Origin of the sequence: Agromyces sp. H66, assembly GCF_004959775.1 — a bacterium.
GTDB lineage: Bacteria > Actinomycetota > Actinomycetes > Actinomycetales > Microbacteriaceae > Agromyces.
Window position 1 is genome coordinate 100,434 of the sequence record NZ_SJZG01000010.1, and the last position, 15,701, is coordinate 116,134.

Sequence of the window (15,701 nt, forward strand, 5' to 3'; positions counted from 1 at the left end):
GATGCATCGTGGCAGGATCTTGACGCAAGCTGTCAATCTGCCAGCGGTGCGTGTCGGTCGGATGGCTGAGAATGAGCGGGTGACTTCGAACCAGCCCGCCACCCGGGCGGCCCCGCAACGCCACGGCGGCACCCTCGGCCTCGGCCAGGGCACGGCCCTCTACATCGGGAGCGTCCTCGGCACCGGCATCCTCGTGCTGCCCGGGCTCGCCGCCTCGGCGGCCGGCCCGGCGTCGATCATCGCGGTGGCCGCCGTGCTCGTGCTCTCCATCCCGCTCGCGGGCACGTTCGCCGCGCTCGCCGCCCGCTACCCCGACGCCGGGGGAGTGGCGAGCTTCGTGCGCCGCGCCCTCGGCGGCACGGCCGCGCGCATGACCGGGTACTGGTTCTACTTCGGCGTGTGCGTCGGTGCGCCGGTGCTCGCGATCCTCGGCGGCGAGTACGTCGTCGCTGTGCTCGGCGTCGACCGCGCCGCCGTGCCGGTGATCGGCTTCGCGGTCTTCGTGCCGCCGTTCATCGCCAACTGGTTCGGTGTCCGCGTGGCCGGATGGGTGCAGTTCGCGCTCACGGGCCTGCTGCTCACGGTCGTCGTAGGAGTGGTGGCCGTCACGTTCCCGGCCGTCGACGCCTCGAACTTCGAGCCGTTCCTGCCGAACGGCTGGGCCGGCGTGGGCCTCGCCATCAGCCTGTTCGTCTGGGCCTTCGCCGGATGGGAGGTCGGCACCCACATCGCGGGCGAGTTCAAGAATCCGCGGCGCACCATCCCGCTCGCGACCGGCATCGCCATCGTCGTCGTCGGCGCCGGCTACCTCGCGCTGCAGGCCGTCACCGTCGCCGTGCTCGGCGACCGTGCCGGCGACGGACAGGCACCGCTCGTCGACCTCGTCGAGACGACGCTGCCCGGCGTCGGCCCGGTGTTCGTCGCGATCATCGCCGCCATCGTCACGTTCGGCGTGATGAACGCCTACCTGCCGGCATTCGGCAAGCTCGGGGCCGCGCTCGGCCGCGACGGCGACCTTCCGAAGTTCTTCGCGAAGGGGGCGGCCGACGGCGAGATCCCGCGTCGCTCCCTCGCGCTGACCGGTGTGCTGATCGTCGTGTACTTCGGCCTCATGCTCCTCAACAACCTCGACCTCACCGGGTTCATCCTGATCCACACGAGCAACATGGTCGCGATCTACGCCCTCGGCATGGTCGCCGCGACGCTGCTGCTCGAGCGCTGGAGCCTCGACTGGTGGCTCGCGGTCGTCGCGACGATCATGACGGCCGGCCTGCTGGTGCTCGCCGGCGCGAACCTCGTCGTGCCGCTCGTGCTCGCCGTCGCGGCGGTGCTCGTCACGGTCGTGCGCAGGTGGCGACGCGGCCCCGCGGATGTCGCGGCGGCACCCGTCGATCTCGAACGCGAGCCCGAGCCCGCCCTCGTCGCCACGAACGCCACCTCACGACAGGACACCGAGTGACCGAGTACCGCGCCCACTTCGACGCCGAGATCGAGTTCGTGAACGGAGGTGGGCTGCGGGCCGAGGGGTTCCGCCTCGACCTCCCGGCGGCCGACCTCGACGAGGCCGCGATCGGCGAGCTCCTCGTGCGACACCTCGGACTCGCGCTGGTCGGGCGGGTCGCGCTCTCGAACCTCGCGATCGTCGAGGAACCGCACCGCGGGTCGCGCGGCATGGCCGAGGCGGGTACGGCCGGCGTCGCGGCATCCGCAGCGCCAGGCACCGTCGCCGCGCGCGGCGAGCTCGTCGACCTCAGCCACGCCATCCGGGCCGGACTCGTGACCTATCCGGGCATCCCGGCGCCGACCGTGACCCCGCACCTGACCCGCGAGGCGTCACGCGAGCACTATGCGCCGGGCACCGAGTTCGCGATCGACCTCATCACCATGGCCGGCAACACGGGCACCTACCTGGACAGTCCGTACCACCGGTACGCCGACGGCGGCGACCTGGCAAGCCTGTCGCTCGAGACGCTCGTCGGGCTGCCGGCCGAGGTGTTCCATCTCGAGGATGCCTCGGGCCGCGGCATCCCCGCCGAGGTCTTCTTCGACCGCGAGCTCGCGGGCACCGCGGTGCTGCTGCACACGGGCTGGAGCCGTCACTTCGGCACGCCCGAGTACGCGCACGGAGCGCCGTTCCTCACCGAGGCGGGCGCGCGGCACCTCGTCGACGCGGGCGTCGCGCTCGTGGGCATCGACTCGCTCAACATCGACGACGCCGAGTCGGGGGGCACGCGGCCTGCGCATTCGATCCTGCTCGCGGGGGGCGTGCACGTGGTCGAGCACCTCACGGCGCTCGACCGGCTCCCCGCCCGCGGCGCCCGGTTCACGGCGGTGCCGCCTCGCGTCGAGCGCTTCGGCACTTTCCCGGTGCGGGCCTTCGCGGAGCTGCCGGCGCGATGAGGGCGCGGGGTCCGGCCGGGCGGCGCGTCAGCGCTGCCAGCGGCGCGGTCCCGTGCCGGTCGCGCCCAGCGCGTCGTCGGGATTGCGCAGCCGGCACGTCCTGAGGCTCAGGCAGCCGCAGCCGATGCAGCCGTCGAGATCGTCGCGCAGGTGCTCGAGGTCGGCGATGCGGGCATCGAGGGCGGTTCGCCAGAGGCGGGAGAGACGCGTCCAGTCCGCCTTGGTGGGAGTGCGCCCGGCCGGCAGCGACTCGAGCGCATCGCGGATCTCGGCGAGCGGGATGCCCACCCGCTGCGCCACGCGGATGAACGTGACCCGGCGCAGCGCGTCGCGGCGGTAGCGGCGATGGTTGCGATCGTCGCGCTCCGACGCGATCAGTCCCTCGCGTTCGTAGAAGTGCAGCGCCGAGATCGAGACTCCGCTCCGCGCCGACAGCTCGCCGACGGTGAGCAGGGTATGACCGATGGTCTCCAGTTGCGGCATCCGCTCTCCTTCACCGTGGCGCCGACGTCACCCGAGCGTTGTCGACGCCGTTCGACATTGACCTCAACATTACTTGAGGTCATACGCTCGGGCGCATGACTGTTGACGGAGCGAACCTCACCGGCGAGATCCCGGTGCCGGTTCGAGAACGGGTGCTGGGTCCCACCTACCGGTGGATCAGCATCGGCATGTTCACCCTGGTGTTCCTCGCCGCCTTCGAGTCGATGGCCGTGACCGCCGTGATGCCGGCCGTCGCCGCCGACCTCGACGGGCAGTCGCTGTACGCGCTCGCGTTCGCCGGGCCGCTCGCCGTGAGCGTGATCGGCATGATCGTCGCGGGCAACGCGGCCGACCGCGGCGGCCCGCGCCTCGCCCTGTACACGTCGGTCGCGCTGTTCGTCGCAGGGCTCCTCATCGCCGGCACCGCGACCGGCATGTGGCAGCTCGTCATCGGCCGGCTCGTGCACGGACTCGGCGGCGGCGGTCTCACGGTCGCCCTCTACGTCATCGTCGCGCGCGTCATCCCGGCGGCACTCCAGCCGAGCCTGTTCGCCGGGTTCGCCGCGGCCTGGGTGGTGCCCTCGCTCGTCGGGCCGTTCATCTCGGGTGTCGTCGCCGACGGCGTCGGCTGGGAGTGGGTCTTCCTCGGCGTCGTCGGGCTCGTGGTGCCGGCGCTCGTGATGGTCGTGCCGAGCCTTCGCCGCATGAACATGGACGCGGCCGAACAGCGGCCGCCGTGGCGCATCTCGCGCATCGCATGGGCGACGCTCGCGGGCGTCGCCGTGCTCGTGCTGAACCTGTCGAGCGAGGCATCCGGATGGGCCGGCTGGGCGCTGCCCCTCGCCGCGATCGTCGTGATCGCGGTCGCCGTGCGACCCATGGTGCCGCGCGGCACGCTCCGTGCGGTACGTGGACTGCCCGCCACGGTGCTCACACGTGCCACGCTCTCGGGAGCGTTCTTCGGCGCCCAGGTGTACCTGCCGCTGCTCCTCACGGGCGAGCCGTATCACCTCAGCACGGCGATGGCGGGGCTCGTGCTCACGCTGAGCGGCGTCGCCTGGGCGATCGCATCGCAGGTGCAGGGACGCAACCCCGAGCGCCTCAGCCACGAGCTGTGCCTTCGCATCGGGCTCGGCCTCCTCGGCGCGGCGATCGCCGGTTCGCTCGTCGCGACGCTGCTGGGATCGCCGCCGTACGTGTTCATGATCACGTGGGCGCTCGCCGGCGCGGGCATGGGCATCATGTACCCGCGCACGACGGTGATGGGACTGCAGTCCTCGAGCCTCGAGAACCAGGGCTTCATCAGTTCGGCGATGACGGTCGCCGACGCGCTCGGCGCGGCCGTGACCATCGCCCTCACCGCCATCGTGTTCGCGCTCCTCATGCCGCTCGGCACCGTTCCCGCGGTGGCCGGGGCGATCGCCGTCGCCCTCGGCGTGTGGGCGGCGGGCCTGTTCACTGGCCTGCGCGCTCACGTCGAAGCTCCGGAGGCGGCGGCCGTCGAGATCGACTGAGCACCGTCGCCGCCGACCCGCGGCGCGTGGCAGTGGCATCCGTCGCCGCCGTGCGTGAGGATGGAGGAATGACCGCTCCCGAGTACGCGCTCCGTGACGGCAACCGGATCCCGGCCATCGGGCTGGGCACCTACGGGCTCAACGAGCAGGCCGGGGTCGACGCCATCGTCTCGGGCATCGCCGACGGGTATCGGCTCATCGACACGGCGTACAACTACGGCAACGAGGATGTCGTGGGTGAGGCCATCAAGCGCTGCGACGTCGATCGCAGCGACCTCGTGATCACCACGAAACTGCCGGGTCGGCACCACGGATTCGACGAGACGCTCGCGAGCCTCGACGAGTCCCGCCACCGCCTCGGCCTCGACTGGGTCGACCTCTACCTCATCCACTGGCCGAACCCGCGCATCGACAAGTACGTCGACAGTTGGCGCGCGATGATCCGCCTGCGCGAGAAGGGGCTCGTGCGCTCCATCGGCGTGTCGAACTTCACGCCCGACATGCTCGACCGGCTCGAACGGGAGACGAGCGTGGTGCCCGTCGTGAACCAGGTGGAGCTGCATCCGTACTTCCCGCAGGAGGAGCTGCGCGCCTACCACGACGAGCACGAGATCCGCACCGAGAGCTGGAGCCCACTCGCCAAGCGCACCGAGCTGCTGCAGGAACCCGTGATCACGGCGATCGCCGCGGAGCACGGCGTCTCGCCCGCGCAGGTCGTGTTGCGCTGGCACGTCGAGCTCGAATCGGTGCCGATCCCGAAGTCGGCGCACGCCGAACGTCGGCGCGAGAACTTCGACGTCTTCTCGTTCAGCCTCTCGGGCGACGAGGTCGAGGCGATCTCCGCGCTCTCGCGCGGCCGGCTCTGGGGCGGCGATCCCGAATCGCACGAGGAGTTCTAGGGGCTCGCGATGCGGATGCGGGCCTGGCAGACCACCGGCGACGGTGAGCTCCACCGGGTCACGCTGCCCAGGCCCGAGCCGGCCCCGGCGAGATCCTCGTGCGGGTGACGGCGTGCGGCGTGTGCCGCACGGACCTGCACGTGCGCGACGGCGACCTGCCGCCGCACCGCTCGCCGGTCGTGCCGGGTCACGAGGTCGTCGGGCTGGTCGACGCGGTCGGCGACGGGGTGGGCGGATGTCGCACTCCGCGACCTCGCGGCCGATCGCGTGCACGGCGCAGCGGTGCTGACTCCGGCCTGAGTCACGAGTGCGGCCGACGAGGTCGCCGTGCGCGCAGCTGCTTGTCGAACGCGTCGACCCCGATCAGGATCGGCATCGACGCGAGGGCGACCACCCATCCCCAGAGCGGCGGGTTCTGGTGTCCGATCGCCATCGCGATCGGCGGCACCCAGAGCACCACGAGCGAGAACGTCACCTCGACGGCGGCCGCGGGGATGAGCAGCCGGTTGGTCGTCCAACCGAGGGCGCCCGGCCACTTCGTCGACGAGCGGCAGGAGAACGCGTTGGCGGTCTGCGCGGCCACGACCGTCATGAACGCGGCGCCGGACGCGGCCATCAGGTCGGCCCCGGTGGGGAACGAGTCGCCCGGCCGCCAGCCGAGCGCCACCAGCGACACGACGAACGCCACCATGGTGAGTGCCGCCTCGAGCGGCCCGAGCACGCCGAACGCGCGCCGCAGCACGGTGCCGTTCATCAGCCGGCCCCGCACGGGCGGGCCGTCGAGCAGGTGCTTCGCCGGCGGCTCGGCGCCGAGCGCCACCGCCGACAGCGTGTCGGTTCCGAGGTCGAGCGCGATGATCTGGAGCACGCCGAGTGCGAGCGGGAACTGTCCCCCCGAGAGCGCCCACACGAGGAAGGGCGTGAGCTCGGCGACGTTGTCGGTGAGGTGGTACGTGAGGAAGCGGCGGATGTTCACGAACGTCGCTCGCCCGTGCTCGATGCCCGCGACGATGCCGGCGAACGAGTCGTCCAGCAGCACGAGGTCGGCCGCCTCCCTCGCCACGTCGGTGCCCGAGCGACCCATCGCGACCCCGATGTCGGCCTCGTGCAGGGCGGGGGCGTCGTTCACGCCGTCGCCCGTCATCGCCACCACGTGCCCGCGCGAACGGAGTGCGCGGGCGATGCGGAGCTTGTCCTCGGGCGAGACGCGCGCGATCACGACGCCGTCGTGGTCGAGCAGGGCGGCGAGGTGCTGGTCGTCCGGGGGCAGTTCGTCGCCCAGGAGCACCGGTGCCCCCGGGAGCCGGAGCCCGACCTCCTCGGCGATGGCCGTGGCCGTCACCGGGTGGTCGCCCGTCACCATGGCGACCTTGACGCCCGCGCGTCGGCAGGCCTCGAGCGACTCCCGCACGTCGTCCCGCGGCGGATCCTCGAGCCCGACGAGGCCGACGAGGCGGAGGCCCTGCTCGCATTCCTCGAGCGTCTGCGGCGTCCGGCCCGCTCGAGGGGCGGATGCCACCGCGAGCACGCGCAGCCCACGTGCCGTGAGCTCGTCCAGCGCCCGGTCGGCTGCGGGGTCGTCGCCGCAGAGGGAGAGCACGCCGTCGGGGGAGCCCTTCACGACGACCTCGTCAGCGAGCACCACCGCCATCCGGCGCCGGCGTGGATCGAACGGGAACCGCAGCTCCGCCGAGACGTCGGCCCGGTCGTCGGGGGTATCGAAGCCGAGGCGTCGCGCGAACGTGTCGAGCGCCGCCTCCATGGGGTCGCCGTGGGCGCGCCACTGCCCGCCGACCTCCTCGGCGTACCCGGTCGAGCATCGGGTGCCGGCGATGGCGAGCGCACGGATCGGCTCCGAGGCATCCGGATTCGACCATCGCAGCTCGGCCGTCGGCTGGTAGCCCGCACCATCGATCGAGAGGGAGCCCGCCGGCGACCACGCCTCGACGACCGCCATCTCGTTGCGGGTGAGCGTACCGGTCTTGTCGGTGCAGATGAAGGTCGTCGAGCCGAGCGTCTCGACGGCCTCGAGGTTGCGCACCAGGATCTGGCGCTTCGCCATCTGCTCCGATCCCCACGCGAGCGACAGCGTGACCGTGGGCAGCAGCGCCTCGGGCACGAGGGCGACCGTGACGCCGATGGCGAAGACGAGGGCATCCTGGATCGGACTGCCGATGAGCACCGAGATGAGCAGGAACACTGCGCCGACGGTCACGGCGATCGCGGCGGTGAGGCGCACGACGCCGTGCAGTCCGCGTGTGAGCGGCGTGTCGGGCTTGCTGACGGAGGTGGTGAGGCGTGCGATGCCCGCGAGCCGGGTCGCCGTGCCGATCGCCGTGGTGACGGCGCGCGCGTCGCCTTCCACCACGAACGTGCCGGCGAAGAGGCGTTCGCCCGCGCCGACCGTGGCGGCCGCGCTCTCGCCCGTGAGCAGGGACGTGTCGACGAGCAGCCGGTTCGCCATCACGACCGTCGCGTCGGCCGGCACTCGATCGCCGGCCTCGAGCAACAGGAGGTCGCCGACCACCACGTCCTCGGCCTCGATGACCCGCCGCCGCCGGTCTCGCCAGACCGACACGCGCGTGGGCAGCATCGCCTGCAGCCGGTCGGCCGCACGATCGGCGCGAGCCTGCTGCAGCGCGGCGAAGACGGCGTTGAGCACGATGACCGCGACGATCGCGATCGAGAGTTCCGGCAGCCCGGCGAAGAACGCGAGGACACCGGCGATCCAGAGCATGATCGCGAAGAAGTGGGTCAGCTCGCCGAGCAGTCGCCGGACCGCCGACGGGCGCCGCACGGCGGGCAGCCGATTGGGCCCGCCCCGCTCGCGTCGGTCGCCGGCCTCCGCCGTGGTCAGCCCCGTCGCCATGCTCCCCGACATGGTCCCCCCTCGGGAACAGCGTAGAGCCGCGGACCTTCCGTCGCGGGTGTCGGCGGTCGGGTCTAGGGTCGAACGAGTGAGTGATCCGATGACGACCCCCGGCGCCGACACCGCGGGGCTGCCCGTGGCTGCCGGCCGCGACCGGCCGGCCGCGGCCGGGGCATCCGCTCATCCCGAGCTCGCCGACGGCGCCCGGAGCCCGCTCTCGAGGCCGTTCCGCTGGCTCTCGATCGGCATGTTCTCGCTGGTCTTCCTCGCTGCGTTCGAGAACATGGCGGTCACCACGATCATGCCGCTCGTCGCGCGCGACCTCGACGGCGTGGCGCTGTTCGCGCTCGCGTTCGCGGTGCCCCTCGCGGCAGGTGTCATCGGCATGGTGCTCGCCGGCAACTGGACCGATCGGGCCGGTCCGCTGCCGTCGCTCGTCACGTCCGCCGTGCTCTTCGTCGTCGGACTGCTCATCGCCGGCACCGCGCCGAACATGATCGTGTTCATCGTGGGCCGCTTCGTGCACGGGATCGCCGGGGCCGCGGTCATCGTGCCGCTCTACGTGATCGTGGCGCGGGTGTATCCTGAAGCACTGCGCGCCCGGGTCTTCGCCGGGTTCGCGGCGGCGTGGGTCATCCCCTCGATCGTCGGTCCGGCGATCGCCGGCGTGGTGGCCGAGGCCCTCAGCTGGCACTGGGTGTTCCTCGGGGTCATCGGGTTGATGCTGCCCGCGGCGGCGATGATGCTGCCGCCGATCCTCCGCGTGCGCGATCTCGTGCAGGGCGACCCCGGGGTGCGCTGGAGCCTCGCACGCGCCGGCTGGGCGGTGCTCACGGCCGCGGCCGCGCTCGGGGTGTCGCTGTCGAAGGAGCTCGGGGAGCCGTGGCGTTGGCTCGTCGCGGTCGCATGCGTCGCGGTCGTCGTGGTCGCGGTGCGCCCGCTCCTGCCTCCGGGCACGTTGCGCGGCGAGCGTGGCCTGCCGGCGACCGTGCTGCTCAGGCTCATCGTGGCCGGGGCGTTCTTCGGCAGCGAGATCTACCTTCCGTACCTCTTCATCGAACGATACGAGTTCTCGCCGAGCCTCGCCGGCGCGGTGCTCACCGGCGCCGGCGTCAGCTGGGCCGCCGCGTCGTGGCTCCAGGGGCGCATGGGCGACCGGGTGTCGAACACGCAGGCGGTGCAGGTGGGCGCGGGTCTGCTCGCGGTGTCGCTCGGCGTCGTGCTCGCGGTGGCGGCCTTCACCCTGTCACCCTGGATCGCGTTCGTCGCGTGGACGTTCGCCGGCGCCGCGATGGGCTTCATGTACCCCCGATTCTCGGTGGCGGTGCTCAAGCTGTCGCCGAAGTCGGCGCAGGGGTTCAACAGTGCGGCGCTCTCGATCGGCGAATCCCTCGGCGCCGCAGTCGCACTGGCCGTCACCGCGCTCGTGGCGAGCGCGCTCGCCGTCGGGGCGTTCACGGCGGAGTTCGCGGTGACGGTCGTGATCGCCGTGGTCGCGGTGGTGCTCGCGCCGCGCGTAGGGCCTCGCGGCGAGGCATCCGCTCGCTCCTGATCGCGGCTGAGCATTCCGGGCCCGCGGGTCCTCGGGCCCTCGGGTTCCGTGCGCTCGGCCTCGGAACTCTCGGGCTCGGGGCTCCGCGCTCCGTGCTCTCGGGCTCCGCGCTCCCGGGCTCGGGGTGACGACGCAGACGCGTCGCGTACCTCCCCCATGTGTCACGTTTCGCGGATATACGATCCGGCGCGCCGCGCCGGCAGGCTCTGGAGCGGCGCGGCGGATCGTATATCCGCCAGAACGTGCTGATACGCGTGGCAGCGTGCAGAGGGGCGGATGCCTCGGCGTGTGACGGCACACCCCGACGGGAATACGGGGCGAGACTCGCGATGTGACGTCACATGTGTGACCGTCACATTCCCGCGGAGTTGTGCATAATGGGAGGCGACGGCGTGTGTGACCGTGAACATGCCGAGAGTCCGATCGAGGTCGCCGTGCCAGAGGAGCCGCAGCGGGGCCGAGCCCCGAGCATTCGCGATGTCGCGCGTCTGGCGGGCGTCTCGCACCAGACCGTCTCGCGCGTGCTGAACAACCATCCGAGCATCCGCCCGGAGACGAAGCAGCGCGTGCTCGACGTGATGGCCGAGCTCCAGTACAAGCCGAACCGGGCCGCCCGCGCGCTCGTCACGAGCCGGTCGCGCACCATCGGCATCCTCTCGGCGTCGAGCACGCAGTACGGCCCGGCGTCGAGCATCGCCGCGATCGAGGCGGCCGCCCGCGCGTCGGGCTACTGGGTGAGCACCGCGAACATCGAGTCGTCCGACGCGCGTTCGATCGCCGACGGTCTCGCCCACCTGCGCGCCCAGGGCATCGAGGGACTCGTCGTCATCGCGCCGCAGGTGCGGGTGTTCGACACGCTCGCGCAGCTGTCGATCGACGTGCCGTACGTCACGCTGCAGTCCACGGGCCGGGATGCCGGCCATGCGCTGTCGGTCGACCAGATGGCCGGCGCACGCATGGCGACGCGGCACCTCATCGAGCTCGGACACCGCAACATCTACCACCTCGCCGGGCCGCAGGACTGGATCGAGGCCGAGGCGCGCATGCGCGGATTCCTCGACGAGATGGGCGCCCACGACGTGCCGACCACCGCGCCGATCCTCGGCGACTGGACGGCCGACTTCGGCTACTACGCCGGACGCGAGCTCCTCACGGTGCGCGACTTCACGGCGATCTTCTCGTCGAACGACCAGATGGCACTCGGCCTCATGCACGCCATCCGCGACGCGGGTCTCGAGATCCCGCGCGACATCTCGATCATCGGGTTCGACGACATCCCCGAGGCCGCGCACTTCTGGCCGCCGCTCACCACCGTGCGCCAGGATTTCGCCGAGCTCGGGCGTCGCTGCGTGGCGCTGCTGCTCGGCGACCTCGACCCGGCAGCGCCCGACTACCGCGGCACGATCGTGCCCGAGCTCATTGTGCGGGCGTCGACCGGTCCGGCCGCGTTCTGACGCGCCGCCCGCACGCCGCTCGCGACGGCGGCCCCACGATCGACCGAGACGGCGACCGGGCGGATGTCCCGGCCGGCCGCGTTCCGACGCGCCGCGCGACCGTGATCGGCCACATCAGGGCAGAGGGGATGCCGCAGGCGCACGCCAGCGGCACCCGTCGCCGTTATCGTTCCGTGACCTTCGTGAGTTGACAGCCCTCGGAAACGTGTGGCTAACATGAGACCTCGTGTGAACGGTCACATTGCGAGCGTCACATGATCCCGCCAAGAGCTGCCGCCCGACGAAGGAGTCCACGCCGTGAGCGTCCCGCCCGCCGATGAGAGCCCGCGCACCGAGCACGCTGCCGCGCACGAGGCGACCGCCGCGTCCGGCTCGACTGCCGCGTCCGGCTCGAGTGCCGCGACCGGCTCGACCGCCGCGTCTGGCACCTCCAGCGCGGCCCCCGGCGCGTCCGCCGACTCCGAGCGCTACGTCGTCGGCATCGACTACGGCACGCTCTCGGGCCGCGCCCTCGTGGTGCGCGTGAGCGACGGCGCCGAGCTCGGCAGCGCCGTGCACGAGTACGAGCACGCCGTCATGGACACGACCCTCACCGCGGGGCCGGCCGCGGCATCCGGAAACCCGGCGAAGCTCGCGCCCGACTGGGCGCTGCAGGACCCGGCCGACTACGTGAGCGTGCTGAAGCACGCCGTGCCCGCCGCCGTCGAGGCCGCGGGCATCGACCCGGCGCACGTCATCGGCATCGGCACCGACTTCACCGCCTGCACCATGGTGCCGACGCTCGCCGACGGCACGCCGCTCAGCGACCTCGACGAGTTCGCCGACACCCCGCACGCCTACGTGAAGCTCTGGAAGCACCACGCCGCCCAGCCGCACGCCGACCGCATCAACGAACTCGCCCACGACCGCCGCGAGCCGTGGATCAACCGCTACGGCGGCCTGATCTCCTCGGAGTGGGAGTTCGCCAAGGGCCTCCAGCTCCTCGAGGAGGCGCCCGAGGTCTACGGCCGCATGGAGCGCTGGGTCGAGGCCGCCGACTGGATCGTCTGGCAGCTCACCGGCCGGTACGTGCGGAACGCCTGCACGGCCGGCTACAAGGGCATCCGCCAGGACGGCCTCTACCCGAGCCGCGAGTTCCTCGAGGCGCTGAACCCCGGCTTCGGCGGCTTCGTGGCCGAGAAGCTCGACCAGCCCATCGGCGAGCTCGGCGACGCCGCCGGCCGGCTCACCGCCGAGGCCGCGGCCTGGACCGGGCTGCCCGAGGGCATCGCCGTCGCGGTCGGCAACGTCGACGCGCACGTCACCGCCCCGGCCGCGCAGGCCACCCAGCCCGGCCAGATGGTCGCGATCATGGGCACGTCGACCTGCCACGTCATGAACGACGACCGGCTCGCCGAGGTGCCGGGCATGTGCGGCGTCGTCGACGGCGGCATCGTCTCGGGGCTCTACGGCTACGAGGCCGGCCAGTCGGGTGTCGGCGACATCTTCGCCTGGTACGTCGACAACCAGGTGCCCGCCCGGTACTTCGAGGCAGCGGATGCCGCGGGCCTCAGCGTGCACCAGTACCTCACGAACCTCGCCTACGCCGAGCCCGTCGGCGCGCACGGACTCGTCGCGCTCGACTGGCACTCGGGCAACCGCTCGGTGCTCGTCGACCACGAGCTCTCGGGGCTCGTGCTCGGCACGACGCTCACCACGCGCCCCGAGCAGGTGTACCGCGCGCTCCTCGAGGCCACGGCCTTCGGAACGCGCGTGATCGTCGAGACCTTCGCCGAGTCGGGCGTGCCCGTGACCGAGTTCATCGTCGCCGGCGGGCTGCTGAAGAACCCGCAGCTCATGCAGACCTACGCCGACGTGCTGCGCCTGCCGATCTCGACCATCGCGAGCGAGCAGGGTCCGGCCCTCGGGTCGGCCATCCACGCCGCGGTCGCCGCGGGCGCCTACCCCGACGTGCGCGCCGCGGGTGCGGCCATGGGCGCCGTGAACCGTGGGGTGTACATGCCCGACGAGGCATCCGCTCGGGTCTATGACCGGCTCTACGCCGAGTACCGGCTGCTGCACGACCTGTTCGGCCGCGGCGGCAACGACGTCATGCGCCGGCTGCGCGCCCTGAAGCGCGAGGCGCACGGCGCGGCCGAGCCCGCGCCGGCCGAACCGGAGCAGCTCGCCGAGGAGGTCTCGGCATGAGCAGCTACGGGCCCCAGATCGAGGTCGCGATCGCCCGCGTGCGCGCCGACGTCGCGAAGCTGCACGCGGAGCTCACCCGCTACGGCCTCGTCGTGTGGACGGGCGGCAACGTCTCGGGCCGGGTGCCCGGGGCAGACCTGTTCGTCATCAAGCCCTCGGGCGTGAGCTACGACGACCTCGCGCCCGAGAACATGATCCTCTGCGACCTCGACGGCAACGTGATCCCGGGCACGCCGGGCAGCGAGCGTGCGCCGTCCTCCGACACCGCCGCGCACGCGTACGTGTACCGGAATATGCCCGACGTCGGGGGAGTGGTGCACACGCATTCCACCTACGCGACGGCCTGGGCCGCCCGCGGCGAGGAGATCCCGTGCGTCATCACGGCGATGGCCGACGAATTCGGCGGGCCGATCCCCGTCGGACCGTTCGCGATCATCGGTGACGACTCGATCGGACGCGGCATCGTCGAGACCCTCACGGGGCACCGCTCGCGTGCCGTGCTCATGCGCAACCACGGGCCGTTCACGATCGGCGCGAACGCCCGCGACGCGGTGAAGGCCGCGGTGATGGTCGAGGATGTCGCGCGCACCGTGCACCTCGCCCGCGAGGCCGGGCCGCTCGTGCCGCTGCCGCAGGACGCGATCGACCGGCTCTACGACCGCTACCAGAACGTGTACGGGCAGGCGTCGGATGCCCGCCGGACCACCCCCATCACCGAGGAGACGACCGCACGATGAGCCGCACCCCGCTCCAGACGAGCCTCGACGCCGCCGAGGTCTGGTTCCTCACCGGGAGCCAGAACCTCTACGGCGAGGAGACCCTGCGACAGGTCGCAGCCCAGTCGCAGGCGATCGCCGAACAGCTCGACGCGGCATCCGACGTGCCCGTCAAGGTCGTGTGGAAGCCCGTGCTGAAGGACTCGGACTCGATCCGCCGCACGATGCTCGAGGCCAATGCGGCCGACGAGGTCATCGGCGTCGTCGCGTGGATGCACACCTTCAGCCCCGCGAAGATGTGGATCGCCGGCCTCGACGCGCTGCAGAAGCCGCTCGCCCACCTGCACACGCAGGCGAACGTGGAGCTGCCCTGGGGCGAGATCGACTTCGACTTCATGAACCTCAACCAGGCCGCGCACGGCGACCGCGAGTTCGGGTACATCCAGACCCGCCTGGGCGTGCCGCGCAAGACGATCGTCGGCCACGCGAGCGACCCGCGCGTGCAGCGGGAGCTCGGCACGTGGCAGCGCGCGGCGGCCGGCCTCGCGGCATCCCGTTCACTGAAGCTCGCCCGCTTCGGCGACAACATGCGCTACGTCGCGGTCACCGAGGGCGACAAGACCGAGGCCGAGCTGCGCTTCGGCGTGCAGGTGAACACGTGGGGCGTGAACGAGCTCGCCGACGCCGTGCACGCGGCATCCGACGCCGACATCGACGTGCTGGTCTCCGAGTACGAGGACCTCTACGACGTCGTGCCCGCGCTCCGGAAGGGCGGCGACCGGCACGAGAGCCTGCGCTACGGCGCCGCGATCGAGCTCGGCCTGCGCGCGTTCCTCGAGGAGGGCGGCTTCGGCGCGTTCACCACGAGCTTCGAAGACCTCGGCGCGCTGCGGCAGCTCCCCGGCCTCGCGGTGCAGCGGCTCATGGCCGACGGCTACGGCTTCGGCGCCGAGGGCGACTGGAAGACCGCCGTGCTCGTGCGCATCGCCAACGTCATGGGCGCGGGCCTGGCCGGCGGCGCCAGCCTCATGGAGGACTACACCTACGACCTCACGCCCGGCGACGAGCTGATCCTCGGCGCGCACATGCTCGAGGTGTCGCCGTCGCTCACCACCGCGAAGCCGTCGCTCGAGATCCACCCGCTCGGCATCGGCGGCAAAGAGGACCCGGTGCGCCTCGTCTTCACCGCCGACCCGGGTCCCGCCGTCGTGGTCGCCATGAGCGACCTGCGCGACCGGTTCCGCCTCACCGCGAACGTCGTCGAGAACGTCGCGCCGCGGCATCCGTTGCCGAACCTCCCCGTCGGCCGCGCGGTGTGGAAGCCCGCCCCCGACTTCCAGACCAGTGCCGCGGCGTGGCTCACGGCCGGCGCCGCCCACCACACCGTCATGTCGACCGCGGTCGGCGTGGACGTGTTCCGCGACTTCGCCGAGATGGCGAAGGTGGAGCTCCTCGTCATCGACGAGTCGACCACCCTCCCCGACTTCCAGCGCGAGGTGCGCTGGAACCAGGCCTACCACCGCCTCGCGCAGGGCCTGTAGCCCCGGCGGCCGCGAGGCCCGCCACCCACGGCCGGCCGCGAGGCCCGCCACCCCCGGGCGGCCGCGAGGCCCGCCACCCACGGCCG

11 protein-coding genes are annotated in these 15,701 nt (G+C 72.1%); 9 read left to right on the plus strand and 2 right to left on the minus strand.

The window, feature by feature from the left end; translation table 11 throughout:
- Window positions 1–79: 79 nt before the first annotated feature.
- Both EZM51_RS15935 and EZM51_RS15940 read left to right on the plus strand, forming a co-directional pair.
- Entirely contained in the window at window positions 80–1,459 is a 1,380-nt protein-coding gene (locus EZM51_RS15935; RefSeq protein ID WP_248305702.1) for an amino acid permease, read from the plus strand.
- Window positions 1,456–2,400 (plus strand): cyclase family protein, encoded by a 945-nt coding sequence (locus tag EZM51_RS15940; RefSeq protein ID WP_136709292.1) that lies wholly within the window; start codon window positions 1,456–1,458, stop codon window positions 2,398–2,400. The genes EZM51_RS15935 and EZM51_RS15940 overlap by 4 nt, the downstream gene beginning before the upstream one ends.
- A 27-nt stretch (window positions 2,401–2,427) precedes the next feature.
- Here EZM51_RS15940 and soxR read toward each other — a convergent pair whose 3' ends face one another.
- The gene (soxR, locus tag EZM51_RS15945) at window positions 2,428–2,883 is read right to left on the minus strand and encodes a redox-sensitive transcriptional activator SoxR (RefSeq protein WP_136709293.1); all 456 of its coding nucleotides are present in this window, start codon (window positions 2,881–2,883) and stop codon (window positions 2,428–2,430) included.
- A gap of 95 nt (window positions 2,884–2,978) precedes the next feature.
- Between soxR and EZM51_RS15950 the strand changes: the two genes are divergently transcribed.
- Together EZM51_RS15950 and EZM51_RS15955 are read left to right on the plus strand one after the other, a co-directional pair.
- Entirely contained in the window at window positions 2,979–4,397 is a 1,419-nt protein-coding gene (locus EZM51_RS15950; RefSeq protein WP_136709294.1) for an MFS transporter, read from the plus strand.
- A 68-nt stretch (window positions 4,398–4,465) separates the two neighbouring features.
- A complete protein-coding gene (locus tag EZM51_RS15955) occupies window positions 4,466–5,296 on the plus strand; it encodes an aldo/keto reductase (protein WP_136709295.1) in 831 nt (276 codons plus the stop codon).
- Between the two features lie 301 nt (window positions 5,297–5,597).
- Here EZM51_RS15955 and EZM51_RS15965 read toward each other — a convergent pair whose 3' ends face one another.
- Window positions 5,598–8,177: a cation-transporting P-type ATPase gene (locus tag EZM51_RS15965; RefSeq protein ID WP_136709296.1), complete on the minus strand. Its 2,580-nt coding sequence runs from the start codon at window positions 8,175–8,177 to the stop codon at window positions 5,598–5,600.
- Between the two features lie 76 nt (window positions 8,178–8,253).
- Here EZM51_RS15965 and EZM51_RS15970 point away from each other — a divergent pair, with 76 nt between their 5' ends.
- The 5 genes from EZM51_RS15970 (at window position 8,254) to araA (ending at window position 15,615) form a co-directional block, all read left to right on the plus strand.
- On the plus strand, window positions 8,254–9,717 hold the full coding sequence (locus EZM51_RS15970) for an MFS transporter (protein ID WP_248305703.1): 1,464 nt from the start codon (window positions 8,254–8,256) through the stop codon (window positions 9,715–9,717).
- 434 nt (window positions 9,718–10,151) lie between these two features.
- Window positions 10,152–11,171 (plus strand): LacI family DNA-binding transcriptional regulator, encoded by a 1,020-nt coding sequence (locus EZM51_RS15975; RefSeq protein ID WP_248305707.1) that lies wholly within the window; start codon window positions 10,152–10,154, stop codon window positions 11,169–11,171.
- Window positions 11,172–11,468: 297 nt separating this feature from the next.
- Window positions 11,469–13,358, plus strand: a complete 1,890-nt coding sequence (gene araB, locus EZM51_RS15980; RefSeq protein WP_136709298.1) for a ribulokinase — start codon at window positions 11,469–11,471, stop codon at window positions 13,356–13,358.
- The gene (locus EZM51_RS15985) at window positions 13,355–14,095 is read left to right on the plus strand and encodes an L-ribulose-5-phosphate 4-epimerase (RefSeq protein WP_136709299.1); all 741 of its coding nucleotides are present in this window, start codon (window positions 13,355–13,357) and stop codon (window positions 14,093–14,095) included. The genes araB and EZM51_RS15985 overlap by 4 nt, the downstream gene beginning before the upstream one ends.
- On the plus strand, window positions 14,092–15,615 hold the full coding sequence (gene araA / locus EZM51_RS15990; protein WP_136709300.1) for an L-arabinose isomerase: 1,524 nt from the start codon (window positions 14,092–14,094) through the stop codon (window positions 15,613–15,615). Before EZM51_RS15985 ends, araA begins: the two co-directional genes overlap by 4 nt.
- The last annotated feature ends 86 nt before the right edge of the window (window positions 15,616–15,701 follow it).